The 24,897-nt window shown below is 66.3% G+C and carries 27 protein-coding genes and 5 pseudogenes; 3 read left to right on the plus strand and 29 right to left on the minus strand.

Features of this window, described 5'->3' with window-relative positions; all coding sequences use genetic code 11:
* Positions 1-16 precede the first annotated feature (16 nt).
* From G4G28_RS14745 to G4G28_RS14850, 25 genes and pseudogenes are all read right to left on the minus strand, one after another.
* Complete coding sequence (locus G4G28_RS14745) at positions 17-460, minus strand: heavy metal-binding domain-containing protein (RefSeq protein WP_182988847.1); 444 nt, start codon at positions 458-460, stop codon at positions 17-19.
* Positions 461-582: 122 nt separating this feature from the next.
* Positions 583-1,810: pseudogene (locus G4G28_RS14750) on the minus strand (beta-ketoacyl-ACP synthase).
* Complete coding sequence (gene fabG / locus G4G28_RS14755) at positions 1,807-2,553, minus strand: 3-oxoacyl-ACP reductase FabG (protein WP_182988849.1); 747 nt, start codon at positions 2,551-2,553, stop codon at positions 1,807-1,809. The pseudogene G4G28_RS14750 and the gene fabG overlap by 4 nt, the downstream one beginning before the upstream one ends.
* A gap of 153 nt (positions 2,554-2,706) precedes the next feature.
* Complete coding sequence (locus G4G28_RS14760) at positions 2,707-3,006, minus strand: hypothetical protein (protein ID WP_308600681.1); 300 nt, start codon at positions 3,004-3,006, stop codon at positions 2,707-2,709.
* Positions 3,003-4,184 carry a beta-ketoacyl-ACP synthase gene (locus G4G28_RS14765; RefSeq protein WP_183107531.1) on the minus strand — a complete coding sequence of 394 codons (1,182 nt, stop codon included), beginning with the start codon at positions 4,182-4,184 and terminating at the stop codon, positions 3,003-3,005. The genes G4G28_RS14760 and G4G28_RS14765 overlap by 4 nt, the downstream gene beginning before the upstream one ends.
* A 2-nt stretch (positions 4,185-4,186) precedes the next feature.
* A pseudogene (locus G4G28_RS29305) lies at positions 4,187-4,685 on the minus strand (DUF3261 domain-containing protein).
* 36 nt (positions 4,686-4,721) lie between these two features.
* Positions 4,722-5,969: a hypothetical protein gene (locus tag G4G28_RS28400; protein WP_308600683.1), complete on the minus strand. Its 1,248-nt coding sequence runs from the start codon at positions 5,967-5,969 to the stop codon at positions 4,722-4,724.
* On the minus strand, positions 5,927-7,087 hold the full coding sequence (locus G4G28_RS28405; protein ID WP_308600684.1) for a hypothetical protein: 1,161 nt from the start codon (positions 7,085-7,087) through the stop codon (positions 5,927-5,929). Before G4G28_RS28405 ends, G4G28_RS28400 begins: the two co-directional genes overlap by 43 nt.
* Positions 7,084-7,710: an outer membrane lipoprotein carrier protein LolA gene (locus G4G28_RS14780; RefSeq protein ID WP_182988851.1), complete on the minus strand. Its 627-nt coding sequence runs from the start codon at positions 7,708-7,710 to the stop codon at positions 7,084-7,086. Before G4G28_RS14780 ends, G4G28_RS28405 begins: the two co-directional genes overlap by 4 nt.
* Positions 7,707-8,153, minus strand: coding sequence for a thioesterase family protein (locus tag G4G28_RS14785; RefSeq protein WP_229425087.1), 447 nt, complete (start codon positions 8,151-8,153; stop codon positions 7,707-7,709). The genes G4G28_RS14780 and G4G28_RS14785 overlap by 4 nt, the downstream gene beginning before the upstream one ends.
* Positions 8,146-9,705, minus strand: a complete 1,560-nt coding sequence (hutH, locus tag G4G28_RS14790; RefSeq protein ID WP_183107532.1) for a histidine ammonia-lyase — start codon at positions 9,703-9,705, stop codon at positions 8,146-8,148. Before hutH ends, G4G28_RS14785 begins: the two co-directional genes overlap by 8 nt.
* Positions 9,692-10,570 carry an acyltransferase gene (locus G4G28_RS14795; RefSeq protein WP_182991832.1) on the minus strand — a complete coding sequence of 293 codons (879 nt, stop codon included), beginning with the start codon at positions 10,568-10,570 and terminating at the stop codon, positions 9,692-9,694. The genes hutH and G4G28_RS14795 overlap by 14 nt, the downstream gene beginning before the upstream one ends.
* An 86-nt stretch (positions 10,571-10,656) precedes the next feature.
* Complete coding sequence (locus G4G28_RS14800; protein ID WP_183107533.1) at positions 10,657-11,394, minus strand: glycosyltransferase family 2 protein; 738 nt, start codon at positions 11,392-11,394, stop codon at positions 10,657-10,659.
* Between the two features lies 1 nt (position 11,395).
* On the minus strand, positions 11,396-12,472 hold the full coding sequence (locus G4G28_RS14805) for a cyclopropane-fatty-acyl-phospholipid synthase family protein (RefSeq protein WP_182988854.1): 1,077 nt from the start codon (positions 12,470-12,472) through the stop codon (positions 11,396-11,398).
* 13 nt (positions 12,473-12,485) lie between these two features.
* Positions 12,486-12,812, minus strand: coding sequence for a hypothetical protein (locus G4G28_RS26400; protein ID WP_229507649.1), 327 nt, complete (start codon positions 12,810-12,812; stop codon positions 12,486-12,488).
* Positions 12,773-13,504, minus strand: coding sequence for a hypothetical protein (locus tag G4G28_RS26405; protein WP_229507650.1), 732 nt, complete (start codon positions 13,502-13,504; stop codon positions 12,773-12,775). The genes G4G28_RS26400 and G4G28_RS26405 overlap by 40 nt, the downstream gene beginning before the upstream one ends.
* The gene (locus G4G28_RS26410; RefSeq protein WP_229507651.1) at positions 13,452-14,204 is read right to left on the minus strand and encodes a hypothetical protein; all 753 of its coding nucleotides are present in this window, start codon (positions 14,202-14,204) and stop codon (positions 13,452-13,454) included. The genes G4G28_RS26405 and G4G28_RS26410 overlap by 53 nt, the downstream gene beginning before the upstream one ends.
* Positions 14,197-14,742 carry a hypothetical protein gene (locus G4G28_RS14815; protein ID WP_182988855.1) on the minus strand — a complete coding sequence of 182 codons (546 nt, stop codon included), beginning with the start codon at positions 14,740-14,742 and terminating at the stop codon, positions 14,197-14,199. The genes G4G28_RS26410 and G4G28_RS14815 overlap by 8 nt, the downstream gene beginning before the upstream one ends.
* Positions 14,743-14,746: 4 nt before the next feature.
* Entirely contained in the window at positions 14,747-15,001 is a 255-nt protein-coding gene (locus G4G28_RS14820) for an acyl carrier protein (RefSeq protein ID WP_182991833.1), read from the minus strand.
* A 29-nt stretch (positions 15,002-15,030) separates the two neighbouring features.
* Positions 15,031-15,285, minus strand: coding sequence for a phosphopantetheine-binding protein (locus G4G28_RS14825; RefSeq protein WP_182988856.1), 255 nt, complete (start codon positions 15,283-15,285; stop codon positions 15,031-15,033).
* A pseudogene (locus G4G28_RS29310) lies at positions 15,278-16,050 on the minus strand (lysophospholipid acyltransferase family protein). The gene G4G28_RS14825 and the pseudogene G4G28_RS29310 overlap by 8 nt, the downstream one beginning before the upstream one ends.
* 189 nt (positions 16,051-16,239) lie before the next feature.
* Positions 16,240-16,776, minus strand: a pseudogene (locus G4G28_RS29315) (beta-ketoacyl synthase chain length factor); the annotation flags it as partial.
* A gap of 58 nt (positions 16,777-16,834) precedes the next feature.
* Entirely contained in the window at positions 16,835-17,194 is a 360-nt protein-coding gene (locus G4G28_RS14840; RefSeq protein WP_182988858.1) for a hypothetical protein, read from the minus strand.
* 17 nt (positions 17,195-17,211) lie between these two features.
* On the minus strand, positions 17,212-17,643 hold the full coding sequence (locus tag G4G28_RS14845) for a thioesterase family protein (RefSeq protein ID WP_182988859.1): 432 nt from the start codon (positions 17,641-17,643) through the stop codon (positions 17,212-17,214).
* A gap of 89 nt (positions 17,644-17,732) precedes the next feature.
* Positions 17,733-18,508 (minus strand): annotated as a pseudogene (locus G4G28_RS14850) (SDR family oxidoreductase).
* 176 nt (positions 18,509-18,684) lie between these two features.
* Here G4G28_RS14850 and G4G28_RS14855 point away from each other — a divergent pair.
* Together G4G28_RS14855 and G4G28_RS14860 are read left to right on the plus strand one after the other, a co-directional pair.
* On the plus strand, positions 18,685-20,361 hold the full coding sequence (locus G4G28_RS14855; protein ID WP_182988860.1) for an electron transfer flavoprotein-ubiquinone oxidoreductase: 1,677 nt from the start codon (positions 18,685-18,687) through the stop codon (positions 20,359-20,361).
* Between the two features lie 176 nt (positions 20,362-20,537).
* Positions 20,538-20,768, plus strand: a complete 231-nt coding sequence (locus tag G4G28_RS14860; RefSeq protein WP_182988861.1) for a hypothetical protein — start codon at positions 20,538-20,540, stop codon at positions 20,766-20,768.
* Between the two features lie 184 nt (positions 20,769-20,952).
* Here G4G28_RS14860 and G4G28_RS14865 read toward each other — a convergent pair whose 3' ends face one another.
* Entirely contained in the window at positions 20,953-21,336 is a 384-nt protein-coding gene (locus tag G4G28_RS14865) for a hypothetical protein (protein ID WP_182988862.1), read from the minus strand.
* 378 nt (positions 21,337-21,714) lie between these two features.
* Between G4G28_RS14865 and G4G28_RS14870 the strand changes: the two genes are divergently transcribed.
* Complete coding sequence (locus G4G28_RS14870) at positions 21,715-22,125, plus strand: hypothetical protein (protein WP_210283262.1); 411 nt, start codon at positions 21,715-21,717, stop codon at positions 22,123-22,125.
* A 6-nt stretch (positions 22,126-22,131) separates the two neighbouring features.
* Here G4G28_RS14870 and gudD read toward each other — a convergent pair whose 3' ends face one another.
* From gudD to G4G28_RS29325, 3 genes are read right to left on the minus strand one after another with little or no spacing between them, the layout of a single operon-like run.
* Complete coding sequence (gene gudD / locus G4G28_RS14875; protein WP_182988864.1) at positions 22,132-23,487, minus strand: glucarate dehydratase; 1,356 nt, start codon at positions 23,485-23,487, stop codon at positions 22,132-22,134.
* 22 nt (positions 23,488-23,509) lie between these two features.
* Positions 23,510-24,121 (minus strand): MFS transporter, encoded by a 612-nt coding sequence (locus tag G4G28_RS29320; RefSeq protein ID WP_374011255.1) that lies wholly within the window; start codon positions 24,119-24,121, stop codon positions 23,510-23,512.
* Positions 24,061-24,879 carry an MFS transporter gene (locus G4G28_RS29325; RefSeq protein WP_374011256.1) on the minus strand — a complete coding sequence of 273 codons (819 nt, stop codon included), beginning with the start codon at positions 24,877-24,879 and terminating at the stop codon, positions 24,061-24,063. The genes G4G28_RS29320 and G4G28_RS29325 overlap by 61 nt, the downstream gene beginning before the upstream one ends.
* Between the last annotated feature and the right edge of the window lie 18 nt (positions 24,880-24,897).

Here is a 24,897-nt window from a genome sequence, read left to right on the forward strand (position 1 = left end):
CTGGTTTGCCTGGGGCTTACTTGATCTTGACGAAGTCGCCCTTGAGCGCGACGCCGGTGACCATCTTGCCGTCGTGGCATTCGTACTGGTCGTTGCTCATCACCTCGACGTTCTTGTAGTTGCTGGCGATGTTGATGACGGCGTTCGCACCGAGCTCCTGGGCACGTGCCTGCAGGCGCAGCATGGCCGACAGGAAGGCCCAGTTGCAGGCCTTTTCGGCGCTCTTGCCGAAGGAGTTGGTCTTCTGGCTGGTCTGGTCCGCGCCCAGCTTCTGCAGCACTTTCGGGGTCTTCTGGTTACCGAAGTAGAATTTCACCGAGTCGCCGAGGCGGTTTTGCGCGTCGTTGTCGGCCATGGCGCCTTCGATCGGCAGCATCATCTTGCTGTCGCGGGCCTGGGCCGGCATGCCGGCGGCTGCCGCGGCGGCGGCGATGGCGATACTCAGAACGATTTTTTTCATCTTGTTATTCCCTGGTTTGGTCCTGCTGTTTAAAAATCCGCGTTGCTTGTCAACGCAGGCTTGTTGCACTTCCGGATGGAACCGTTGCGGCGGGCGCAGCTCCTGCCCCGCCTTGCTGCGCCCTAGCGGTGCTTCGCAAAAATCAGCGAGGTATTGATCCCGCCAAAGGCAAAATTGTTCGACATGACGTATTCGCAGTCCAGGCGCCGTCCTTCGCCGCGGATGTAGTCCAGTTCTCCGCATTGCGGGTCGACCTCAATCAGGTTGATGGTCGGGGCGAACCAGCCCTCGCGCATCATCTCGATGCAGAACCATGCTTCCAGCGCGCCGCAGGCGCCCAGGGTGTGGCCCATGTAGCTCTTCAGGGAGCTGATGGGCATGCGTGGGCCGAACACCTTCGACGTGGCCTGGCTCTCGGCGACGTCGCCCTGCTGGGTGGCGGTGCCGTGGGCGTTGACGTAGCCGATGTCGGCGGGCGCAAGGCCGGCGTCCTGCAGGGCCATCTCCATCGCCACCTGCATGGTGGCGGCGTTCGGCTGGGTCACGTGGGTGCCGTCGCTGTTGGTGCCGAAGCCCACCAGTTCCGCGTAGATGGTGGCGCCGCGTGCCAGCGCATGCTCGCGCTCTTCCGGATCAGGGCGCCGGCGCCCTCCCGATCACCAGGCCGTCGCGTTCGCGGTCGAAGGGACGCGGCGTCGTGTGCGGCGTGTCGTTGCGGGTGCTGGTGGCGAACAGGGTGTCGAACACGGCGGCCTCGGTGGCGCACAGCTCTTCCGCGCCGCCCGCGACCATCGCCACCTGGCGGCCGCTCCGGATCGACTCGTATGCGTAGCCGATGCCCTGGCTGCCCGAGGTGCAGGCCGACGAAGTCGTGATCACGCGCCCGGTGAGGCCGAAGAAGACGCCGATGTTCACCGGCGCCGTGTGCGCCATCATCTTGATGTAGGTCGTGGCATTGATGCCGCGCGTGGTACGTTCCTCGATCATGCGGCCGAAGTCGCCGATCGCGCTGGTGGTGCCGGCCGAGGAGCCGAAGGAGACGCCCATGCGCCCGCTGGTGACCAGGGGGTCGTCCAGCAGGCCGGCATCCTTCAGTGCCAGCTCGGTCGCGCGCGTGGCCAGCAGGGCCACGCGGCCCATGCTGCGCGTGGCCTTGCGGTGGTAGCGGTCCGACAGTTCGAAAGGCGCGGCCGGTGCGCCCAGGCGCGTGTTCAGGCCATCGTAATCGTCCCAGTCGTGCATGTGGACGATGGCATTGCGGTATTCGCCCAGGCGCTGGCGGATGGTGGCCCAGTCGTTGCCGAGGGGGCTGATGCCGGCCATGCCGGTGACGACGACGCGGTGGTTCATGCGAGACCTCCATTCACGGAAATGACCTGGCGCGTGACATAGCCCGCATCCTCGGACAGCAAATAACTGACGGCGGCGGCCACTTCTTCGGGACGGCCGACCCGGCGCAGGGGCACCAGCTTCAAGGCTTCCTCCATCGGCACATCGTCCAGCATGTCGGTTTCGATCAGGCCGGGGGCGACGCAGTTGACGGTGATGCTCCGCTTGGCCAGTTCCAGCGCCAGCGCCTTGGTGGCACCGATGATGCCGGCCTTGGCGGCGCTGTAGTTGACCTGGCCGCGGTTGCCGATCAGGCCGGACACCGAGGCCATGGTGACGATGCGGCCGGGCTTGCGGCGCTGGACCATCGGCATCACGAGCGGGTTTAGTACATTGAAGAAGCCGTCGAGATTCGTGCCCAGCACCTGGTCCCACTCCTCGCCGGTCATCGCCGGGAAGGCGGTGTCGCGCGCCACGCCGGCGTTACACACCACGCCGTAGTAGCAGCCATGTTCCTCGATGTCGGCAGCCAGTGCGGCAGCCGTGGCTTCGCGCTGGCCGATGTCGAACTGGAGCACGCGCGCGCTGCCCCCAAGCTCCGCGATCTGCGACGCGACGGCGTCGGCTTCCTCGCGGCGGCTGCGGCAATGCACGACGACGGCATAGCCCTCGCGCGCCAGGCGCAGCGCGATCGCCTTGCCGATGCCGCGCGACGAGCCGGTAATCAGCACACTGCGCAGGACGCTCTTGTCATTACTACTCATTCGGAACTCCGTTGCAAAAACTCTTCTACGTTATCGGGCTGGAAGACGGTGATGGTGGCGCTGGCCAGCTCGCCCCCTCGCCCGCTTCGATGATGCGGCAGTCGAACGCGCCCAGGCCGTTTTCGCCCTGCAGCGCGCGCTGCACGTGGATATTCAGTACGGTGCCGACCGGGAAAGCCGGCACCGCGCAGGTGTAGCGGCGGGTACCGAGCAAAAGCCCACCCGCACCGGCTCGCCGCGCAGTTTGGCCGCGTGGCCTGCATGGGCCGCCACCGCCTGCGCCATGTATTCGACGCCGACCCAGGCGCCGACCGCGGCGCCATCGCTGAACATGGAATTGGCGCGGATGCCCACTTGCGCGTCGAGCGTTTCGGCGTCGGCAGCGAGCAGCTTGTCGAGCAGCGACATGGCGCCGCTGTGCGGCACCAGGGTCTTGATGTCCGGCAGGGTCACGCAGTCCTCCCGAACACCGGGGTCGCGTTCGAGCCGCCGAACGCGAAGGAGTTACTCAGCGCGTAGCGTATCGGACGGCCAAGGCGCGTACCTGGCGCCACCGCGTTCAAACGCGGCAGCTCGGGGTCGGCTTCGCCGCTCCACAAGTGCGGCGGCAGCAGGCCTTCTTCGTTATCGTCCTGCATCGCCAGCCAGCAGAAAGCCGCCTCCACCGCACCGGCGGCGCCGAGCGTGTGGCCGGTGAAGGGCTTGGTCGAACTGACCGCAACCTCCGTGCCGAACAGGTCGGCCACGGCGCGCGACTCCATCGCGTCGTTCTGGACCGTGGCGGTGCCGTGCAGGTTGATGTAGTCGATGTCGCCAGCGTCGATGCCGGCGCGGCGCAGCGCCTCGCCCATCGAGATGCGCGCGCCGCCGCCCGCCGGGTCCGGTGCCGACATGTGGTGGCCGTCCGAGGACTCGCCCCAACCGAGCAGCGCGACCGCGCTTGGTGCGCGCGTCATCAGGAAGAGCGCGGCGCCCTCGCCCAGGTTGATGCCGTTGCGACCGAGGCCGAGTGGATTGCACTGCGTGCTACTCACCGACTCCAGGGCCGTGAAGCCGGCGACAGTGAAGCCGCACAGCGTGTCGACGCCGCCGGTGACGACCGCGTCGACCAGGCCCATGTTGATCAGGCGCGCGGCACTGGCGAGTGCCTTGGCGCTCGACGAGCAGGCGCTCGAATGCACGTAGCTGGGGCCGGATACGTCCAGTTCGTGCGCCAGGAATGCCGCGGGCGAACCCATCTCCTGCTGCCCATAGTGGAAGCCTTCCGGCAGCTCGCCGCCGGCCTCATGCGCGGCGATCGCGCTTTCGGTGGCACCCACACCCGAGGTGCTGGTGCCGACGATGACGCCGACCCGGTCGCTGCCATAGCGCGCGATTGCCGCATCGACCGCTGGACGGATCTGCGCCAGCGCGGCCAGCGCCAGCGCGTTGTTCCGGCTGCGCATGGGCAGCGGCAGGTGGCCGAGGCCCGGCAGGTCCATCTCGACCTGGCCCAGCGGCAGCACGCGGCCCGGCGAGCAGGCGCTTGATAAGCGCAAGCCGGTCTGCGCGTCCTCAAACAGGCGGCGGCGGATCGTCTCGCGGTCGCCGCCGAGCGCGCAGACCAGTGCGCAGTCGTTCAGGTACGGCATCGTCAGTCTCCCGCCGACTCGATGGTCAGCCGGTATTTGTAGCGCAGGTTGTCGAGCACCGCCTTGCCCTTCCAGCGCGGCATGCCGCTGTAGTCGATGGTGGCGACGACTTCGCCCTCGCGGCGCAGCGTGCGGCGCAGGCCCGTGGTCCTCGATCTGCCAACCGGCAGGCAGGGCACGGGCGATGTCCGCCGCCGGCCACAGGGTCAGCTGCACGTCTTCCAGCACGTCGGCGGCGCGTACCTGCGAAGGCAGCATCGGATGGCGCCATTCGGTGAGTTCCTTGCCGTCGAACTCCAGGCTCAGCACGCGCATGCCGAGCGCCAGGCCCACCAGCGTGAGCTTGTTCGCGTCCACTTCCGTGGCAGCGTCGAGGTCGTTGTTGCTGCTGCCGCGCTGCACGGTCAGGTGCTGCTGCACGCTGATGGTTTCGCCCAGCGCGGCCGGGGCCAGGCGCAGGCCGAGGCGCGCGGAACGTCTTCCTTGGTGGCGCAGCCGCACAGCGCAAGCGCTGCCAGCGCGGCGGCGCCGCCTTTCTTAAGCCAGGACAGGCGAAGCATTCGGTTCTTCCTTGGTAACGATGAAGCACGGGGCGCCCAGCCAGACCAGCGCGGTCCCGGTCAGCATGGTCAGGCCGAAAGCCTGCAGCGCCGGGGTGCCGGACAGGCCGAGCAGCCCGAACGAAAGGATGGTGCTGGCAGCCGACAGGCCGACGGCGAGCCAGGGCGCATCGCTGCCGCGCTCGTGCTCTTCCTGCATGAAGATGCCGTAGTCGACGCCGACGCCCAGCAACAGCATCAGGGCCAGCACGTGGAACAGCTGCAGGCTGTGGCCGGTGAAGCCGAGCAGCGCCAGCGTCAGCGCGCTGGCCGCCGCGGTCGGCGCGAGCACGCGCCAGGTGCGGCCGCGGTAGCGCGGGAACAGCACCAGAAACACGACCACGTAGGCGCCGAGCACGACCCAGCCCATGTAGGCGCGGTAGCGTCCCAGCACCGAGGAGATGCCGCCGACCTTGTCGACCCACTGCACGCCGCTCAAGCCTTCGGCCGCCTGTCCCAGCACGGGGATCGACGGGTAGCGCATGCCGCGCAGCGCGACGATACTGGCATACACGCCTTCGGTCTTGCCCAGCCAGAGGTGGCGCCACGGCTCGCTGGCCGAGGTGCGCATGAAGGCTTCCAGCTCCAGCGGCGCCGCGTTCGCGCGCAGGTGGGCGGCGGTGACCGCGGCCCAGCCGGCGTCCTCGCCGATCTCGCCTGCCAGCATCGACAGCGGGCCATCCTTTGCCAGTAGCCTGGCGTCGATGAGGGCCAGGCGCTCGGCCTGGGTGCGCGCGGACGGCACCCAGTTCGACAGCGCCTGGTAGCCGGCGATATGCTTCTGCGCGATCAGCGGATCCAGGCGGCGCTTCAAGGCCTCTTCGCGCTGCAGCACTTCCTCGCTCGTCGCGCCGCGCACCAGGTAATACTGGACCGGGCTCGGGGCGTCGAGGAGTTTGCTCAGCTTGATCTGGTCGCGCACCAGCTGCGGCGGCGAGGACTGCAGCGAGCGGATGTCGTCGTTGACGGTAAGGCGTGAGCAGCCCAGCACGGTCACGCCGCCAAGTACCGCCACCAGCACCAGCGTCAAGGGCTGGTTTGTGAGGCGCGGCCAGCGCGCCACCAGGCTCTTGTAGCCACGGGCGATCGGGCCGGCTTTCAGGGTCTGCGCGCCGATCAGGGCCGGGAACCAGCAGACCACGGTCAGCCAGGCGAACACCAGGCCCGTGGCCGAGAACACGGCCATGTGGCGCAGGCCCGGAAGGGCGTGAGTGCCAGGCCCATGTAGCCGATCACGGCGGCCAGCAACGTAAACCCGAGGCCCGGCAGCAGGCGGCGCAGCAGCTGGGCCGAATCCATCTGCGGGTCGGCGCGCAGGCGGTTGCACAGGAAGTAGATGCCGTAATCCTGGGCGACGCCGATCAGGCTGGCGCCGAAGACGAGGGTCAGCAGGTGGATGCGGCCGAACAGCAGCCAGCAGACCGACAGCGCGCCGAGGAAACCGATGGCGATCGCCAGCACGATCAGGCCGATCGGCTTGAAGGTGCGGAAGGTCAGCCAGGTCAGCAGGATAATGCCGATCATCGAACCGACGCCGATGGTGTGCACCTCGCGGCTGGCCTGCTGGCCGGCGGCGGCCGCGTGCAGCACGACGCCGGCCTGGATCACTTCGGCCGATGGCACGGAAGCACGCGCGGCATTCGAAGCCTGGGCCAGCAGCGGCAGCACGGCGTTCTGGGCGCCGAGCGAGAACGCCGATTTTTTCAGGGTATAGGTCAGCAGCACGTACTGGCGGCCCTCGCCTGCCACGAACAGCCGGCCGTCGCGCGGACGCACCGGGGTCTCGCCCGCGCGCTCCTGCACCCAGCCGGCGAACATGCCGAAGGGGTCGTCGCGGAAGGCGCCGAGTTTCGGGCCCGAGAAGGCGCTGTACAGCCGTGCCGGGGCCGAGTCGACCCAGAAGCGCGGGGACTCTTTACGCAGCTGGCGTTCCTGCTCCGCGCCCAGCAGCAGGCTGCCGTGGCGCTGCAGGTCGGCCAGCCAGCCGGCCTGGGCGTCGTCGCCCATGGCGTCGAAACTCAGGATCGCGCCGTGCGGCGACAGCACCGCGCGGTAGGCATCGGCCGCACGGCCTGCCTCGTCCCATTCCTTCGCGCCGACCAGCACCACCACGCGCTGTTGGGCACTGTCGACCATGTGGGTGAAGGACTGCTGCAGGACCGGGTCGCGCTCTTCGCTCGGCAGCAGGGCCAGGATGTCGGTGTCGGGCGCCAGGCCCTTGCCGAACCATAGCCAGGCGTTGTGCCCGACCAGCAGGCACACGACCAGTGCCCACAGGAGGGCCAGGCGTCGTTGCGCGTTCACAGCAGCGCCGCCTCTTCAGGCAAGAGCGCGGCCGGGCCGGTCTTGATGTCTTCGAACCTGATATCGGTCTTGTCGCCGCTTTCCTCAAGCATGTGGATGGTGCGCACATAGGCGCCACCGTCGAGCGAAATGGCGCCGATGGCACGGGCCAGCGCGGCGCTTTTCGCTTTCAGGGCGACCTTCCAGCCACCCTCGGCGACGGAACCGTCGACCTCGAACAGGGTTTCCAGCTGGCCGAGGTCGCCGGCCAGCAGCGAGAACAGCACGCCGTTGATCATGCGCACCGTCGGCTCCTGGCTGGCGTCCAGGCGCATGGCCACGCGTTCGCCCTGCATGTGGACGATTTCGTCGCGCTTCAGGCGCAGCGTGTTCGGGAAGGGTTTCAGGGTACGCCACAGCACGCCCTTGCCGGCCACGACGCAGAAGCGCCCGGTCGAGACCAGCGGCCTCTTCATGCCGGCCAGCTGCTTGGTCTGCTCGAAGCGGCCGCACAGCTGCTCGGGCTTGGCAAGCATGGACTGGATTTTCGCGATCGGCGCAGCGGCGGGGGCGGCGGCCTGCGCCGACGCGCAGGCGCCCGCGAACGCGAACGCGGTGGTCAGGCTGACAAGGATACGTTTCATGGTGCTTGCACTCCCAGCTTCTCGAAGAGGATGGACGGCGAGACGAAGCACATCTCGCCGGTGGTGGCGTCGACCGCGACCTGGGTCGTGCTGGCGCGGTTCAGGCGCTTGCCCGTTGCCAGGTCGCTGATCAGGTAGTCGATGCGCAGGCGGTTCTCCCACTCGACGATCTCGGCGCGCAGCAGCAGGCGCTGGCCGAAGACGGCCGCACCCGCGTAGCGCAGGTTCATGTCGATGATCGGCCACATGTAACCCGAGTCGCGCATCTCCTCGTAGTTGTAGCCGATCTTGTCGAGGAGCGCGCAGCGCGCCACCTCGAGGTATTTCACGTAATTGCCGTGCCAGACGATCTGCATCGGATCGAGATCGAAGAACTGCACCTGCATCTCGGTCTCGGCAAACCAGCGCGCCGGCGATTTCGTCTTGCTACCAAGCTTAGGCATACAGGCTCCAGGCCTGGTCGCGGATGCGGCCAAGCAGGTGGTGCAGCTCGGTGTCGAGGCGGCGGTCCTCGCGCACCGGCGCGATGTCCTCACCCAGCAGGTCGAGCATGCGCGCCAGCGGCGCCGGCAGCGCGCGCGAGGAATCCACGCGCAGGCGCAGCCACACGCCCTGGCGCACCGTGATGAGCAAGGCAGCGGCCACCTGCTCCACCAGCTCCATCACGCGCAGGCAATCGCGCGCGGCGATCGTGCCCATGCTGACCTTGTCCTGGTTGTGGCATTCGGTCGAACGGGAGAACACCGAGGCCGGCATCGTCAGCTTCAGCGCTTCCGCGGTCCAGGCCGAGGAGCTGATCTGCAGGGCTTTCAGGCCGTGGTTGATCGCGGCGCGCTCGCCCTCGCCGCCGGACAGGTTCGCCGGCAGGCCGTTATTGTAGCGTGCGTCGACCAGCAGCGCCATCTGGCGGTCCAGCAGGTCGGCCAGGTTGGCCACCGCGTTTTTCATGCTGTCCATCGCGAAGGCGATGTGGCCGCCGTAGAAGTGGCCGCCGTGCAGTACGCGTTCGCCTTCGCCGTCGATGATCGGGTTGTCGTTGGCGCTGTTGAGTTCATTTTCGATCGACTGGCGGAAGAACGGCAGCGCGTCGGTCAGCACGCCGATCACGTGCGGCGCGCAGCGGATCGAGTAGCGGTCCTGCAGGCGCTTGCCGTTGCGTTCCAGCTGGCCTGCGTACTCGAGGTCTTCGCGTAGCCAGCCCGCCACGTTCTGCATGCCGGCGTGCGGCTTGACCGAGAACAGGGTCTCGTCGAAGTGGTGGTCGTTGCCGTCCAGCGCGAACGAAGCCAGCGCGGTGATGCGGGTGGTCAGGCGCGACAGGTAGTCGGCGCGGTCCCAGGCCAGGCAGGCCAGGCCCGTCATGACGGCGGTGCCGTTCATGATCGCCAGGCCCTCTTTCGGGCGCAGGCGAAGGGGCACGATTCCAGCTTCAGCCAGCGCCTGCGCAGCAGGCATTTCGACGCCGTCCTTCAACACTTCGCGCTCGCCGCAGAGCACGGCCGCGAGATAGGACAGCGGGGTCAGGTCGCCGCTGGCGCCGACCGAGCCTTCGCTCGGGATCATCGGCAGGATGCCGGCGTCGAACAGGCGCACGATCTGCTCGAGCAGGCCGACGCTGACGCCGGAAAAACCTTTCGAGAGCGAAGCCAGGCGCGCGCCCATCACCGCACGCGTCTGCGCCGGGGTGAGGAAGGCGCCCAGGCCGACGCCGTGGTAGGTGTACAGGTGGTGCGGCAGTTCCGACACCAGCGACAGCGGCACGTCCACGGTGCAGGAGTCGCCATAGCCGGTGGTCACGCCGTAGATGGCGCCGTCTTCGCGCAGCAGGCGGTCGAGGAAGTCGGCGCCGCGCTGGACCATCGCACGGTAGGAGGGATCCATCGACAGCTCGGGACGGGCGCTGCCGCGTGCGATGTCGACGATGTCCTCGAGCGCCAGGCGCTCGCGGTCGAAGCGCACGGTGCGCTGGGTAGGGGTCAGGTCAGTGAGCTGCATTGGAATGTTCCGAATGAGGGTGATGCCAGAAATCGTAGAAGTTGAACCAGTCCAGCGGGGCGCGTCTGGCATGGTGCTCGAGGCGCGCCGCGTAGTCCTGCGCGAGTTCCGCCAGTGCTTCGTCGCGTCCGCGCCGCGGCAGGACAACCCGCTCGCGCAAACACTCGAAGTGAATCTCATGACGGTCGCCCTGGCGGATGGCGAACATCGTGTACAGCGGGCAGCCCAGCACCGAGGCCAGCACATACGGACCGACCGGGAAGGCGGCGCTCTGCCCGAGGAAAGGGGCCATCGCCACGCGCGGGTTCGGCGACACCGGCACACGGTCGGCGGCCATGACGACGAATTCGCCGCGCTCGATGCGCTCGGACAGCGCCATGGCGGTGGCCGGGGTCATCTCGGTCACCTGCATCAGGTTCATCTGGCTGCGCGGGTCGAGTTTGGCCAGCATGTCGTTGAAGGCTTCGGCATGGCGCGTGTGCACCAGCACCGTGATTTTCAAGCCGGGCGTATCCATCGACATCGCGCGGGAGAGGTCGAAGTTGCCCAGGTGAGAGCACACCAGCAGCGCACCGCGGCCTTCGCGGATGCGCGCGTACAGCGGCTCGACGCCATGCAGGCTGACGCGGCTGCAATCGAACAGGCCGCCCCAGAGCAGCATCTTGTCGAGGATGGTCTCGGCGAAGGAGGCGAAGTGGCGCAGCACGCCGAACAGGCCGGCAGGCGCGCCGACGCGGCGCAGGTAGTCGCTCGACACGCGGCGCGCGCGCGGCTGGGTTGCGACGTACCACAGCAAGACCGGGTACAGCACCACGCGGAAAGGCCAGCGCCCGAACACGCGGCAGACCCAGAACAGCAGGCGCATGCCGGCCACGAAGCTCGCCTCGTTGATGGCGGCCCAGTGGCGCTTGTCGCCGGTGCTGCCCGCCGCGCTGGCAGCACCCGTGGAATTTACTGCCACTTGCGCACCACCAGTTTCGGAATACGCGGCAGCATGCCGAAAAACAGGGCGACGTGCATGCGCGTGATGAGCACGTTGTCGGTCCAGGCCTTGAAGTGCGAGACGCCGTCTTCCGGATAGCCGACCTTGGTCGGCAGGTTCACGACCGACACGCCATCCCAGTACAGGCGCACCAGGATCTCGATATCGAAGTTCATGCGCAGGCCGAGGCGGCGGCGCCTGGCCAGCGCCAGCACCGGCGCCACCGGGTAGACCCGGAAGCCGCACATCGAGTCGCGGATCGCGAGCGACAGCGTGTTGATCCAGACCCAGACGTGGGTCAGGTAGCGGGCGTACAGGCGCAGCGCCGGCACCGACTCGTCGTACACCGGGCAACCGGCGACGACGGCCTGCGGCTTGGCGCGCGCCGCGTCGAGGAAGCGCGGAATGTCGGCAACGGCATGCTGGCCATCGGCGTCGACCTGCAGCACGTGGGTGTACCCATCGCGCGCGGCACGGGCGAAACCGGTCAGCACCGCCCCGCCCTTGCCCTGGTTGACTGCGTGGCGCTCCAGCACCACATCCTGCGGATGCGCCGCCGCCAGCTCGTCGAGCACGGCCGCGCAGGCGCTTGAGCTGCCATCGTCGACCAGGATCACGGGCATGCCGTGCGCGCGCACCTGCTGCAGCACCTTGCCGATCGCGTGCTCGTGGTTGTAGACCGGGATGACGACGCAAGCCTTGAACATGTCAGCCAGCCTTCGAGAAGCGCAGCAGCGAGTGGCAGTAGCCGATGTTGTCGCGCGCGGTCACCAGTTCCAGGCCGGCGGCCTTGGCCAGGCGCACGTAGTCTTCGCTTTCGTAGACCTTGCTGTTGCCGCTGGCGATGTTGTTGAAGTAGGGCGAGGTGTTGATCAGGCAGTAGGAGGCGATGTCGTAGCGCTGGCGGTCCCAGAAGGTGTCCATCACCAGCACCTGGCCGTTCGGCGCCAGGGCCGCGGCCACGCGGCGGAAGATGCTGGCGATGGCCTCTTCCGAGAAGCAGCTCAGGAATTGGCTCATCCAGATCAGGTCCATGCCTTCCGGCAGGGTCGCGGCATGATCGAGCAGGTTGGTCGGGTGCAGGCTGGCGCGCTCGCGCAGGCCCGCTTCCTGCAGCGCCTTCTCGGCCACGGCCAGCTGGCCCGGCAGGTCGACCAGATGCAGCTTCACGCCCGCGTTGGCGCCGAGCGCGGCCAGGGTGAACTTGCCGGTATTGGCGCCGATGTCCATCACGCGCTTCGGTGCGGTGGCGAAGACGTCGGGCATGATGTCCGGGAAGGAGGTATCCGAATAGAAGTGGTCGAAGGCGAACCAGCTCGAACGCGCCGGCTCGGGCAGCTGCGACAGGCCTTCATAGACGGTCGGCCATTCGCCGAACACCTTCAGGCCCAGCGGCTTTTCCGCGTCCAGCGACTGCTCGAACTTGAACATGCCTTCGTAGCAGACATCGTGGGTGAAATCGATGTTGATCTGGGTGATCGGGTCGGTCAGGACGACGAAGCCGGCCTTGTCGAGCGAATAGCGGCCGTCAATGAGGTAGACCACGCCGGCGGACAGGCAGGTTTCGAGCACCATCTTGAGAGCGTAGGCCGTCCATTTCCCGGTGCCGGCCAGTTCGTCGACCGACAGGCCGGTCTCGCCGGCGTCGGCGATCGCCTGCAGCATGCCGCGCTTCCACGCGTAGCGCACGCACTGGAATACGACGGGCCCGAAGGCAATCTTCTGCGCTTCGAAACGGGCTTCGAACGCGCTCTGGCGCTCCGGCGAAAACTTCTTGTTCAACATGCTGATCCAGGTCCTAAACAGAATGAGAGATAAGGATGCGGCCACTCGCATGCGCGCCGGCATCGGAAAAATAACGGAAGTTCAGGCTGCCCTTGGCAGCATCGAACACGAGTTCCAGCTGTACCGGTTGCCCGGGCTTGACCATTTGCTGGAACTTCAGGGCATTGATGCCGCCGAAGGTCCCTGACAGGCCCAGGTGGTGGCGGCCGTAATGCAGCGCCCAGTCCACCTGCACCACACCCGGCAGCACCGGGGCGACGTCGAAGTGACCGTCGAAATACAGCAGGTCGGCGGGCACGGTCAGTTCCAGCAGCGCGCGCGCGCCGGCTTCCTCGAGCACGCGCACCTGCGGAAAGCGCGGGCGCGCTTCCTGGCCCTTTGTTCGCCCACCTGCGCTCCCAGCAGCGCCAGCAACTGCGCCTGGGTGGTTTTGCCCTGCGCGTTGACCGGCATGCGCTCGAGGTAGCGCCAGCGGCGCGGCAGCGCGACCGCTTCGGTGCACGCGGCGAGCACGCTGCGCAGGCGGGCGTTCATGGCCGCCTTACCTTCCAGGGCGAGCAGCGCGGCGCCCTCTTCGCTGGGCACGACAAAGGCGGCCAGCGACTGGCGCGCGCGCTCCGGACAGGCCAGCACGCGCGCCTCCAGCACCAGCGGCGAGGCTTTCAGGGCTGCTTCCATGGCGTCGAGCGAGACGCGCTTTTCCTCGATCTTGACGATGCGGTCCGCACGGCCGCGCAGGACGAATTGTCCCTGCCCGGCTGGCTCGACACGATCGGCGAGGCGCTGTAGTCCGCCGGCAGGCGTCGACCGCACTTCCAGCAGGCCGTCCTCGCCAGCCTGCCATTGCACGCCGTCGAACGGCGTCCACTCTTCCCGCGCGCTCCCGCTACGCTGGCGCCAGGCCACCCCGCCGGTCTCCGAGCTGCCATAGACCTCGACCGGCGCCTGGCCCAGCAGCGTGCGCGCGTGCAGCGCCGCATCAAGATCGAGCATGCCGCCCGACGAAAACACGGCACGCAGCCGCGCGCGCACGCCGGCCCAGTCCAGGTGCGCCGGCAGGCGCTTGATGCGCGGGGCTGGCCAGCAGCAGGCTGTCGCGCAGGCGCAGCGCGGGCACCAGCGTTTCCGGGAACTCGTGGCGCAGCGCCTCGACCGGACGGCCGCAAGCGAGCGGCCACAGCACCCTGAACAGCAGTCCGTAGATGTGCTGGTGCGACACTGTCGAGACGACCGCCGCGCCGGCGATGCGCGCACCGAACTGCGCTTCCAGCACCTCGACTTCCGTGATCAGTTGCACATACTGCTTGCGGATCGGCGCCGGCGCGCCGGTACTGCCCGAGGTGTACACGACCAGCGCGGGATAGTCGGGCGCGGGAGTGGCCCAGGCGCCAGCCCAGTCGTCGCCCGGCAGCGGCAATTGCGGCGCGCAGGCGGACGGAAACTGGCCCCAGAAGGCGCCCACTTCACCCTCGAGCGCAGTGCAGCTTGCCGGCAGCGTATCGGCCACCAGCCAGACTGTTTTGCCCGCAAGCCAGGCGCCGACGAGCGCGGCGCCGAATTCCCGGCTGTCGTCGAGATACAGGGCGACATCGCGGGCCTCGGTGCGCCGGCCGAGGGCCGCCCAGGCGCGCACGCGGCCGAGGAAGTCGCCATGGCGCACGAGCGCGCTCTCGCGCCAGCCAGCCAGGGCCGCTTGCGGGCGCTCCGCGAGTCGGGAAAACAGATCAAGCATGATTCAGCCGTTTGAAACGCATGCGCAGCAGGAATTCACCGCCGAACATCAGGCCCATCAGCACGTAGGAGACGACGCCCGTGTAGAGCGACCAGACGGCTTCCGGGGAAAACAGGGCGGTGCCCAGGCAGATCGCGCCATTGAAGACGAAGAAAACGCACCAGGCTTGCGTCACGCGGCGGGTGTAGGCCACGCCCGCCGGCGGCAGGTCGGGCTCGCGCAGGCGCGCCAGCCGTTCCACCATCGAAGGACCCGACAGCAGGCTATAGCCGAATGCCGCCAGCAGCGCGCCGTTGACCAGCACCGGATACAGCTTCAGGGGCAGGACCGCGTTGGACGCGACCGCGACACCGGCGAGGGCCAGGCCGCCCGCGGCCGACCAGCGCGCCGCCGCATTGAGCTTCAATGCGGGCAGGCGCGTGGCCACCGTCAGGAGCAGCAGGCCGGCGAGCCAGCGCGGCTCGACGATACCGTGGCCGAACCAGATGGCCAGCGGGTACACCAGCGTCAGGACGGCGGTCAGGACGTTCCACAGCACGACTTCAGGCCGCCTGCTCTTCCGCCAGGCCGGCCAGCGCGTCGACCACGTCGTCGATCGTGCGGATGGTCTTGAACACTTCCGGCTGCAGGCGCTTGCCGGTCATCTGCTTGAGTTTCACCGCGAGGTCGACGGCGTCGATGCTGTCGATATCGAGGTCGGCGTACAGGTTCGAGGACGGGGTCAGTTCGTCGCGGTCGAGTTCGAACATCTCGGCCAGCAGGTCGGCGACCCAGACGAACAGTTCATCGCGGTTCATGTCGTTAATGGCTACCATGGCCTTGTCCTTTATTTCTTGCGGTTGGCTTCGATCATCGCAGCGAGTGCGCGAACCGAAGCGAAATGACGGCGGGTTTCCTGCGATTCTGCCGACAGCGTGATGCCATAACGCTTCTGCAGCGCCACGCCGATCTCGAGTGCGTCGATCGAGTCCAGGCCCAGGCCTTCGACGAACAGCGGTGCTTCGCTGTCGATGTCGGCTGGGGTGATGTCTTCGAGCTGGAGGACATCGATGATCAGTTCTTTCACTTCCTGTTCAAGCATGGTGCTGGCCTTTTTTCATAAAATAGTGTTGCAGGTATTCGGTGAGGCGGCGGGCCGCCACCACGTCGGTGATGCCGGGACCGGTGAAATGTTCGATCGCGATGTCGTCCTTCACTTCGATCCGGAAGTTCGCCTGGCGCGGCGGCACATGCCACCACTTGTCGCCCTTGCCGAGCGTGGCCGGCTCGCAGTCGATCAGCACCGGCGTGACCGCCTGGGTGCCACGCACGGCGATGTTGGCGGCGCCGCGCTTGAGTTCCATGACGCCATCGCGCGGCGTGCGCGTCCCTTCCGGGAACACGATCAGGTTGCCGCCCGCGCGCAGCGATGCGATGCAGTCCTGCACCAGCTCGGGGCCGCGGTCGTTGCAGATATAGCCGGCGGCGCGCACCGGGCCGCGCGTGAACGGGTTGTTCCAGAGGCCGCCCTTGACGATGCAGTCGGCGTTGCGCACGAACGCGATCAGGAACACCGTGTCGATCAGCGTCGGGTGATTCGCGAGAATGAGCTGGCCGGCGCGATCGAGCTTGTCCAGCCATGCACTTCGTAGCGCAGCACGCCAAGGCCGCGCATCAGGCCAACGAAGGCGCGAAAGGTCAGGCGGATGGTGGCGCGCGCGGCCCGTACCCGCGCTCCCTGCTCGCGCACGCATAGCGCCAGCAGGGGGAACACGATCACGCGCAGCACCAACCCGCCCAGTCCGAAGACGGCGAAACTGAGGCCGGTCGCGAGCACGCGCCAGCAAAGGCCCAGCTTCTCAAGCATTGCGGCTCCAGGTCCAGCGCTGCGCGCCCGCGCCGCGTTCCAGACGATCGGCTTCACCCAGCTGGAAGCGCAACACTTCCAGGCCGCCGGGCGTGGCCGAGGGCGCCGCTTCCTGCTCTTCGCGGCGCCAGGACAGGCGCAGCGGACGCTCGCCTGCCGGCACCATGACCCAGCAAATGCGTACGGCTGCTCGTCGCAGTCCTCGAAAGACGACAGCAGCGCCGGTAGCGGCTCGTCGCAGGCCACCAGCAGCACGCTTGGGGCGCCGTCGGCGAGCAGGCTGCATGCTTCGATGACGGCGTGTTCGACGCTGGCCGAGCCGGCGGCCAGCGCAATGTGGTTGGCACGGTCGGCGCGCGCGATCGAAAACAGGCCGGCGCTGGCGTTATGCACCGCCAGGCCGAAAGCGGTTGGCGAGAGCGGTTCGCCACGCGCCAGGTCCTGCAGGAGGCCGATGGCACGCCCGACTTCGCCGTGGCGCGAGCAGAATACCGTCGGCACGTCGGCTTCCTGTCCGAGACAGTCATACGCGACTTCGAGCGCCATGCGGCCCAGCAGTCCAGCACGACGGCGCAGCATCGCGGGCATGGCCGCAAGCTTCGGCCCTTCTCCAGGTTCGATGCGCCATGGCTGCGCGGCCCACTCGCTCCAGCGCGCAGACGAGGTCACGCCCGGCGCCCAGGCCGCGTGGCGGGCAATCGAGAAAGAGACCTCATTTTTAGACATGGCAGGTAGAGTAGAAAAAGTAGAAATGCAATCGTGCGCGCAGGAAATTGAACCCAAATTATAATCGCTGGTTTTGCCCGGCGGAACATTCGCTGCACTGCAACGGACCGTTTCGCAACAGATAGAGTATTTCGTCTATGCAAAAAAGGCGGAAATCCCGCGTTTTTCCAGTTAATAGCAAATTCGTGTGACATAAGTACACGATGCGGTTGAAATTGATGGATTTGACGAGAACCCTTGCGGCAGCGGGAATAGCCGTCATCGAGACACGCTGAATGGGGGGCGGCGGGCAAAAACCGGATAGTGCCACACCAAAAGACGAAAAATACTCACCGATTGTCACGGCGCAGCATTTCAGCGCAGCCGGCGGGAATCGAATCCGGTAACGAAAAAAGCGCCCCTCAAGGCGCTTTTCCATTTCCCTTCATCGCATTGTCATGACGCTTGCGCGGCAGACGGCAGCAGTTCGCGTATCGCGTCCGGCAGCGGCACCGACTTCTCTGCCGCGAAATCCACCCAGACGATTTTTGCCGCGCCTTGCGCATGCAGCGCGCCGGCCGTGCCATCGGCGCCGACCAGGCGAATCTCGTGCGAGACCTCGAAACTCGAACGGCCGGGCGGCCCCACCCAGGACGTGACTTCGATCTCGGCCGGATACTTCAGTTGTTTGATGAACGCGCATTGGGCATTGACCAGCACCGGGCCGGTAGCCGTCGGATCGGGCAAGGCGCCCACCTGCTCCAGCCAGGCGATACGCGCCGTTTCGATATAGCGGAAATAAACCGTGTTATTGACATGGCCCATCGCGTCCATGTCGCCCCAGCGCACCGGCATGCGCATCGTGTGGACCAACTTCCTGTTACTCATGCTTCGTATTGCACTTCCAATCAATAAATAGAAAAGGCGCCGCTGCCGGCGCCCGCTTCCCATATTCTACGCTGCGGCGATTTACGTTGTCATTGGGCCGTCATGCCGTCGTCGGCGGTAATGATGGCGCCATTGATGAAATGCGCCTCCTCGGCGGCCAGCAAGAGGAGCAGGCCGTCCAGGTCTTCCGGCTTGCCGGGGCGCTTCCGCGGCAGCAGCTCGATCAGTTTCTTGCCCTGCTCGGTCTCGAAATAATCCTCGTTCATTTCGGTCGAAATATAGCCGGGGCAGATGGCATTGACGTTGATGCCGTATTTGCCCCATTCGACCGCCATCGCCTTCGTCATCTGCACCACGCCAGCCTTGCTCATGCAGTACACGCCGATCTGCGGCAGCACGCGCAGGCCCGCGACCGAGGCGATATTCACGATGCGGTGCTGCTTGCGCGGGTCGCCCTTGGCGCGCTGGATCATGCGCTTGGCCGCCTGCTGCGCCACGAAGAAGGCGCCGCGCAGGTTGGTGTCCATGATGTACTGGTAATCGTCCTCGGTCACGTCGAGCAGGCGCTGGGTGTTCTGCACGCCGGAATTGTTGACGAGGATGTCGATGGGGCCGGCTTCGGTCTCGGCATGGGCAATGGCCGACTTGATGCTGTCCAGGCTGGTCACGTCGAGGTTGACGACGTGGGCGGCGCCGCCGTCGGCCTCGATCTCGGCGCGCAGCTCCTTCAGGCGTTCGGTGCGGCGCGAAGCCAGCACCACCTGGCGCCGGCGCCGGCCAGCGCTTTCGCGAAGCGCGCCCCCAGGCCGCTCGAGGCGCCCGTCACCATCGCGATTTTTCCTTCAAAGTTGACTTCGATGCCCACGTTTGCTCCTGTCCTGATGTGCTGCGGCACGGATGGTGATCAAGGCATAATGATGTCACAGATCGCGGGCATTAGATAAACACATCTAATATTGGCCCTAAAATGCCTGCCCAAGTTGCAATCGGCCCCAAAAACCCGCACACTCGTGCTTAAATTTTCCTAACCATACCAAAACCATGACAGACGCAACCAACATCCTCGAACAATACGGCCCGCGCGAAGCAATGGAGTACGACGTTGTCATCGTCGGCGGCGGCCCGGCCGGCCTGTCGGCAGCCATCCGCCTGAAGCAGCTCGCCGCTGAGAAAGGCCAGGAAGTCTCGGTCTGCGTATTGGAAAAAGGCGGTGAAGTCGGCGCCCACATCCTGTCGGGCGCGGTCATGGATCCGATTGCCCTGAACGAATTGTTCCCGAACTGGAAGGAACTGGGCGCGCCGCTCAACACCCCGGTCACCGAAGACCGCATGCTGTTCCTGACCGAGACGAAAGCGCGCACCACGCCGTCGTTCATGATGCCGAAGATGCTGACCAACCACGGCAACTACATCGTCTCGCTGGCGAACGTGGTGCGCTGGCTCGGCCAGCAGGCGGAAAGCCTGGGCGTCGAAGTCTTCCCGGGCTTCCCCGCCGCCGAAATCCTGTACAACGACGATGGTTCGGTCAAGGGTGTCGCGACCGGCAACATGGGTGTCGACCGCGAAGGCAAGCCGACCGATGCCTTCCAGCTCGGCATGGAGCTGCACGCGAAATACACCTTCTTCGCCGAAGGTTCGCGCGGCCACCTCGGCAAGCAGCTGATGGTCAAGTATGACCTGAACAAGGGCAAGGACCCGCAGTCCTACGGCATCGGCATCAAGGAACTGTGGGAAATCGACCCGGCCCTGCACAAGCCGGGCCTGGTCATCCACACCGCCGGCTGGCCGCTGGACAACAGCACCTATGGCGGCTCCTTCATGTACCACCTGGAGAACAACCAGGTGGCCGTCGGCTTCATCGTCGGCCTGGCTTACCAGAACCCCTACCTGTCGCCCTACGAGGAATTCCAGCGCTACAAAACCCACCCGGAGATCCGCAAGTTCTTCGAAGGCGGCAAGCGCATCTCCTACGGCGCGCGCGCAATCACGGCCGGCGGCCTGCAATCCTTGCCGAAGACCGTGTTCCCGGGTGGCGCCCTGATCGGCTGCGATGCCGGCTTCCTCAACACCAGCCGCATCAAGGGCAGCCACGGCGCGATCAAGACCGGCATGCTGGCAGCCGAAGCGGCCTTCGCGGCACTGGGCGCCGGCCGCCAGCACGACGAACTGGCCAGCTACCCGGCCGCTTTCGAGCAGTCCTGGCTGTACAAGGAACTGCACGCCGCGCGCAACTTCAAGCCGTGGATGGGCAAGGGCCTGTACATGGGCACCCTCATGACCGGCATCGACCAGATCGTCTTCCGCGGCAAGGCCCCCTGGACGCTGCGCCACAAGCATGCCGACCACGAGTGCCTGCAACCGGCCTCGAACTTCAAGCCGATCGTGTATCCGAAGCCGGATGGCAAGCTGACTTTCGACCGCCTGTCGTCGGTGTTCATCTCGAACACCAACCATGCCGAAGACCAGCCGGTGCACCTGACGCTGAAGAATGCCAGCATCCCGGTGGACGTCAACCTGGCGAAGTACGCCGGCCCCGAGCAGCGCTACTGCCCGGCGGGCGTGTACGAGTACGTGAAGACGGATGCCGGCCAGGACCGCCTGCAGATCAACGCCCAGAACTGCGTGCACTGCAAGACCTGCGACATCAAGGATCCGACCCAGAACATCGTCTGGGTGACGCCGGAAGGCGGCGGCGGGCCGAATTATCCGAACATGTAAGCGCAAGCTGCATGAGGAACGGGCGCCAATGGCGCCCTTTCTTTTATCCCCCGGGATGCGGGTCCGGTGCGGTACGAAAGAGGCGTGGAGTCAGGACTCCACGCTACGCTTTCCAGCCATGACGACATCGCGGCAGCCCGGTATGGAATGCGTGTATTCCAACAGGCCTGTTCGACATGGAACCTGAAGTAACGGAAGGACCGGAAATCAGCGAAGCGGAACGGGTGAGCCGCTTCGGCTGCGGCGCCCTGCTCGGTTTCTTCATCGGGCTGGTCCTCGTCATCGCGTCGGCGCCGTCCTCGACCGGCTTTGCGGTACTCGCGTTCCTCGTGCCGATGTGCGTGTGCGGCTACCTGGCCTTGAAGTACGGCGATGAGTTCTGGTACAAACTCTTCGACGGGATTTGATCGCACCAGGGTCGCGTCGAACCCGTACTCGCAGGGGCAATACCGTGGCGTGAAGTCCTGGCTTCGCGCGGTACGGTGCCGGAACAGCCGGCGCGGCGATCGGACTGAGCGTGCCTGACAAACGCTTCAGGGCAAGGCGCATCGTCGAGGACAGTACGAGCGTACGGCGAGACGATGCAAGCTCTTACGCCCCAGCCGCGAATCGCGGCTGGTCCGCGCGCGCATCGGCGCGCAGCGCGAACCAGGTCCACAGGCCGCCGCCCAGGTCGGCAAGGCCGAACACGGCCAGCATGGGACTGCCCAGGTCGAGCAAGGCGAAGCAGGTGAGGACGGCGAAGACGACGGCGCGGGTGTAGACCGAGGCTTCGAGGAAGGGCTTGTAGTTGGCCGAGACCCAGGCGTAGACGCCCAGCATGAAGACGGTCAGGCCGACGACACGTACCCAGACATCGGGGCTGGGGGGAATGCCGAAAAGGCTCAGCAGCGTGTTCGGCACGACGACGAGACAGGCGCCGAGGACGAACAGGTAGGCGGCAAAGGCTTTCGCACTGAAGGCGGATCTGGACATGGTTTCCCTGGATGAAGCGGTGCGAGACAAAGGCGGTAAAGGAGCCGATCCGCACACCGTTTCAAATCAGCAACGTTGCAAAGCCTACCATATCCACGCCGCCACCTGTCAATTCCTCCTTTCTGGTTATTGCCTAAATGCACTTGCCAAGAAAGCAAGCAGGCCCGTACACTGTATCCATCGCGCGGTGGCCACGCCTGCCGCCCGCGCACCCTATCGACAACGGACAGCGGCCGAAAGCACATGCAAGGAAAAGCAGACAGGCCGCGCCCGGCGCGTCTCCGCCCCCGATCCTTCCTGCGTCCGATAGCCAGGCTGTACAGCTGGTGGCGCCCTTTCCGGCTTGGCCAGTCCGATCTCGTCGTGATGCCCGATTCGATGGCCATCATCGTGCTCGGCCTTTGTGCACTGTATGTCGTGCCCTGCATGGGCTGGAAGGCCATCCTCGGCTACTGCGCGGCCCTGCTCCTCTCGCCCTTCTTTTTGCTGACGGTGCTGTTGATCCGGGGCGAACAGGTCCGCGTGCTGCGCATGTTCGCCGTCCTTCCCTACTGGATCCACAGCATCCCGGTCGAAGCGCAATTCGAGTTGTACGAGGCCTGGGAGGATCCGGCGCCCACCGGTGTCGCCTTCGGCTCGCTCGCCACGGACTTCCTCCACCTCGGGACGGCTGCATCGGCCGATCCCCTGTACCGGCATGTGAGCGGTCTGCTCGAGCGCGCGGGCTGGCAGCCGACCGCCATGGGCTGGGCACGGCTGGACCCGGACGGCCCCCAGGCAAGCCCCTGACCGACCCTAGCGTACCAGGCAAGGCCGCTTGGCATCGAACTTCCAGCCCGGCACCAGGAACTGCATCGCGGCCGCGTCGTCGCGCGCGCCCAAGCCCATGTTCCTGTAGGCCTGGTGCGCCTTTTCCAGTTCCGCCATGTCGATTTCGATGCCCAGTCCCGGCTTTTCCGGCACCTTCACCATGCCCCCGACGATCCTCAAAGGTTCTTTCGTGAGGCGCTGACCGTCCTGCCAGATCCAGTGGGTGTCGATCGCCGTGACCTTGCCCGGCGCCGCGGCGCCGACGTGGGTGAACATCGCCAGCGAGATGTCGAAGTGGTTGTTCGAGTGCGAGCCCCAGGTCAGGCCGAACATCTGGCACAGCTGGGCCACGCGCACCGAACCCTGCATGGTCCAGAAGTGCGGGTCGGCCAGCGGGATGTCGACCGACTGCAACTGGATCGAATGGGCCATCTGGCGCCAGTCGGTAGCGACCATGTTGGTGGCGGTCGGCAGGCCGGTGGCGCGGCGGAACTCGGCCATCACTTCGCGGCTCGAAAAGCCGTCCTCGGCGCCGCAGGGATCCTCGGCATAGGCCAGGATGCCGTGCTTGTCGCGGCAGACGCGGATCGCGTCCTTTAATAACCATCCGCCGTTCGGGTCGAGCGTGACGCGCGCCCCGGGGAAGCGCTCGTGCAGTGCGACGATGGCGTCCATCTCGGCGTCGGCCGAGAAGACGCCGCCCTTGAGCTTGAAATCGTTGAAGCCATAGCGCGCCTGGGTCGCTTCGGCCAGGCGCACGATGGCTTCCGGCGTCAAGGCTTCCTCGTTACGCAGGCGGAACCAGGCGTCGCCGGCGTCCGGCTCGGCGCGGTAGTCCAGGTCGGTCCTGTTGCGGTCGCCCACGTAGAACAGGTAGCCCAGCATCTCGACCGCGTCGCGCTGCATGCCTTCGCCCAGGAGGCTCGCCACCGGCACGTTCATGAATTGGCCGAGCAGGTCGAGCAGGGCCGATTCCACCGCGGTGACGGCGTGGATCGCGACGCGCAGGTCGAAGGTCTGCTGGCCGCGCCCGCCCGCGTCGCGCTCGGCGAAGGCGGCGCGCATGGCATTGAGCACGTTGTTGTACTCGCCCAGGGTCTTGCCGACGACGAGGGAGCGCGCATCCTCGATGGTCTGGCGGATCTTTTCGCCGCCCGGTACTTCGCCCAGGCCGGTGTTGCCGGCGCTGTCGGTGAGGATCACGATGTTGCGGGTGAACCAGGCGCCATGTGCGCCGGACAGGTTCAGCAGCATGCTGTCGCGGCCGGCGACGGGAACGACGCGCAGGTCGGTGATGGTCGGGGCGCCTGATACGGTCTTGTTCGATTGCGTGGTATGCATGGGTGGACTCGATATAAATGGATTACTTGCAGAGCGATTTGACGAGGGTGACGCGCTTGATATCGCCCACGATGAACAGGTAGCAGAAGATGGCCAGTGCCGCGTTGGCGCCCACGTAGACCAGGGCGCCGGCGAAGGAGCCCGTCCCCTGCACGATGTAGCCGATGACGATGGGCGTCGTGATGCCGGCGGTATTGCCGAAGGTGTTGAACAGGCCTCCCGACAGGCCGCCAGCCTCTTTCGGCGAGGTGTCCGCCACCACCGCCCAGCCCAGCGCACCGATGCCCTTGCCGAAGAAGGCGAGCGACATGACGGCCACGACCAGGGTGTCGGTCTCGATGTAGTTACACGCGATCATGGACATCGACAGCAGCATGCCGGTCACGATCGGCAGCTTGCGTGCGGTCGACAGCGAGTAGCCGGCTTTCGAGAGGCGGTCCGACATCCAGCCTCCTGCGATCCCGCCGAGGAAGCCCGCGATCGCCGGCAGCGAGGCGACGAAGCCGGCCTTCAGGATCGTCATGCCGCGCTCCTGCACCAGGTAGACCGGGAACCAGGTCAGGAAGAAGTAGGTCAGCGTGGTGATGCAATACTGGCCGATGTACACGCCCAGCAGCATGCGGTTGCCGAGCATCTCCTTGATGCAGGAGAGCGTGCCCACGCTGGGCGGCTGGACGCCGCGCCCGGCACCATCGATGTCGACCAGGGCGCCGCCTTCCTGCAGGTAGCGCAGTTCTTCCGCATTGATCGACGGGGGTCCTTGGGCGAGTGAATGGTCCTGAGCCAGATGAAGGCCATGCCGATGCCCAGGCCACCCATCACGTAGAACACGCTCTGCCAGCCGTGGGAGTGCACCAGCCAGCCCATGATGGGCGCGAACAGCACGGTGGCGAAGTACTGGGCCGAATTGAAGATGGCCGAGGCCAGGCCGCGTTCATGCATGGGGAACCAGGCGGAGGTAATGCGGCTGTTGCCCGGGAACGAAGGGGCTTCGGCCGCGCCGACCGCAAAGCGCAGCAGGAAGAGCATCGCTACGGCCGCGCCGCCCGTGAAGAAGCCGACCGCGCCGGTGAATACCGTGAACAGCGACCACAGGAAGATGCTGAAGAAATAGGTGATCTTCGAGCCGAAGCGGTCGAGCAGCCAGCCGCCGGGCAGCTGGGCCAGGACATAGGACCAGGCAAAGGCCGAGAAGACGTAGCCCATCTCGACCGGGGACAGGCCGAGCGCCTTCTTGATTTCGGGCCCGGCGATCGAAATCGTCGCGCGGTCGGCATAGTTGATGGTGGTGACCATGAAGAGGACCGCGAGGATCATCCAGCGCGCCTGCGACGCTTGCTTGCCTGTCGCTGGCGCCGCCATGGCCGGCATTGGTTGCTGTGCTTGTTCCACGTTTGTCTCCTGAAGTTG

Source organism: Massilia sp. Dwa41.01b (assembly GCF_014171775.1).
Taxonomy (GTDB): Bacteria; Pseudomonadota; Gammaproteobacteria; order Burkholderiales; family Burkholderiaceae_D; genus Telluria.

Bases quoted from the DNA above. Each gene is read 5' to 3' on its own strand.
- G4G28_RS14865 (WP_182988862.1), bottom strand. From the start codon at position 21,336: ATGTCCAGATCCGCCTTCAGTGCGAAAGCCTTTGCCGCCTACCTGTTC.
- G4G28_RS14870 (WP_210283262.1), top strand. From the start codon at position 21,715: ATGGCCATCATCGTGCTCGGCCTTTGTGCACTGTATGTCGTGCCCTGC.
- G4G28_RS14820 (WP_182991833.1), bottom strand. From the start codon at position 15,001: ATGAACCGCGATGAACTGTTCGTCTGGGTCGCCGACCTGCTGGCCGAG.
- G4G28_RS14840 (WP_182988858.1), bottom strand. From the start codon at position 17,194: ATGGAAAAGCGCCTTGAGGGGCGCTTTTTTCGTTACCGGATTCGATTC.
- G4G28_RS14785 (WP_229425087.1), bottom strand. From the start codon at position 8,153: ATGCCTAAGCTTGGTAGCAAGACGAAATCGCCGGCGCGCTGGTTTGCC.
- fabG (WP_182988849.1), bottom strand. From the start codon at position 2,553: ATGAGTAGTAATGACAAGAGCGTCCTGCGCAGTGTGCTGATTACCGGC.
- G4G28_RS14860 (WP_182988861.1), top strand. From the start codon at position 20,538: ATGGAACCTGAAGTAACGGAAGGACCGGAAATCAGCGAAGCGGAACGG.
- G4G28_RS29320 (WP_374011255.1), bottom strand. From the start codon at position 24,121: ATGCTCGGCAACCGCATGCTGCTGGGCGTGTACATCGGCCAGTATTGC.
- G4G28_RS28400 (WP_308600683.1), bottom strand. From the start codon at position 5,969: ATGGCCGTGTTCTCGGCCACGGGCCTGGTGTTCGCCTGGCTGACCGTG.
- G4G28_RS14855 (WP_182988860.1), top strand. From the start codon at position 18,685: ATGACAGACGCAACCAACATCCTCGAACAATACGGCCCGCGCGAAGCA.
- G4G28_RS14795 (WP_182991832.1), bottom strand. From the start codon at position 10,570: ATGCGCCTGCTGTTCTGGGTCTGCCGCGTGTTCGGGCGCTGGCCTTTC.
- gudD (WP_182988864.1), bottom strand. From the start codon at position 23,487: ATGCATACCACGCAATCGAACAAGACCGTATCAGGCGCCCCGACCATC.
- G4G28_RS14745 (WP_182988847.1), bottom strand. From the start codon at position 460: ATGAAAAAAATCGTTCTGAGTATCGCCATCGCCGCCGCCGCGGCAGCC.
- G4G28_RS14800 (WP_183107533.1), bottom strand. From the start codon at position 11,394: ATGTTCAAGGCTTGCGTCGTCATCCCGGTCTACAACCACGAGCACGCG.
- hutH (WP_183107532.1), bottom strand. From the start codon at position 9,705: ATGCAGCTCACTGACCTGACCCCTACCCAGCGCACCGTGCGCTTCGAC.
- G4G28_RS26410 (WP_229507651.1), bottom strand. From the start codon at position 14,204: ATGCTTGATCTGTTTTCCCGACTCGCGGAGCGCCCGCAAGCGGCCCTG.
- G4G28_RS14845 (WP_182988859.1), bottom strand. From the start codon at position 17,643: ATGAGTAACAGGAAGTTGGTCCACACGATGCGCATGCCGGTGCGCTGG.
- G4G28_RS14825 (WP_182988856.1), bottom strand. From the start codon at position 15,285: ATGCTTGAACAGGAAGTGAAAGAACTGATCATCGATGTCCTCCAGCTC.
- G4G28_RS14805 (WP_182988854.1), bottom strand. From the start codon at position 12,472: ATGTTGAACAAGAAGTTTTCGCCGGAGCGCCAGAGCGCGTTCGAAGCC.
- G4G28_RS14765 (WP_183107531.1), bottom strand. From the start codon at position 4,184: ATGCCGTACCTGAACGACTGCGCACTGGTCTGCGCGCTCGGCGGCGAC.
- G4G28_RS14780 (WP_182988851.1), bottom strand. From the start codon at position 7,710: ATGAAACGTATCCTTGTCAGCCTGACCACCGCGTTCGCGTTCGCGGGC.